The organism is Oleiphilus sp. HI0123, from assembly GCF_001635315.1.
The window spans coordinates 1-437 of record NZ_LWGE01000072.1; the positions used below are offsets into that span (position 1 = coordinate 1).

Annotated in this window: 1 protein-coding gene; it reads left to right on the forward strand. The window is 46.0% G+C overall.

What is annotated here, in order from left to right:
* Positions 1–197 (forward strand): TetR family transcriptional regulator C-terminal domain-containing protein (locus A3761_RS00785; RefSeq protein WP_197472687.1); only part of this gene is annotated, 197 nt, incomplete at its 5' end.
* Positions 198–437: the final 240 nt, after the last annotated feature.

Below are 437 nucleotides of genomic sequence, written 5' to 3' on the forward strand. Positions count from 1 at the left end.
TAGCCGGTATTTCCGGTTTCATCGAGAAAGCACAGGCGGCCGGTGAACTCAGACCGGATCTAGATGTACAGTTAGAAGCTGAAATGTTGGCCACTTATGTGGATGGTCTGGGTCTAAAGGCGTCATTGGCTCCCAAAGATTGGCCTGTAAAGCGGCAGAAGCAACATGTGAGTGCGTATCTGTCACGGCTCTATTGACCGCTGATCCCCGAAATTCTTTTTTTAAAATCACACTACCTTCTTGTTATCTTCGGAAATCAGATAAATCGAGTTCGAATCTTGTCTGTTTTAGAAGTAGGACACACAGTTCGAGCCCGTCCTGTGAATTTAGGAGATCGACTGGAGAGGATTGGACGACGTCCTTAAATATCAACTCGATTGCCTTTTATGTCAATTAATGCCGACGCTACGCGGGTATATTTTCACCCTACTGCGAAG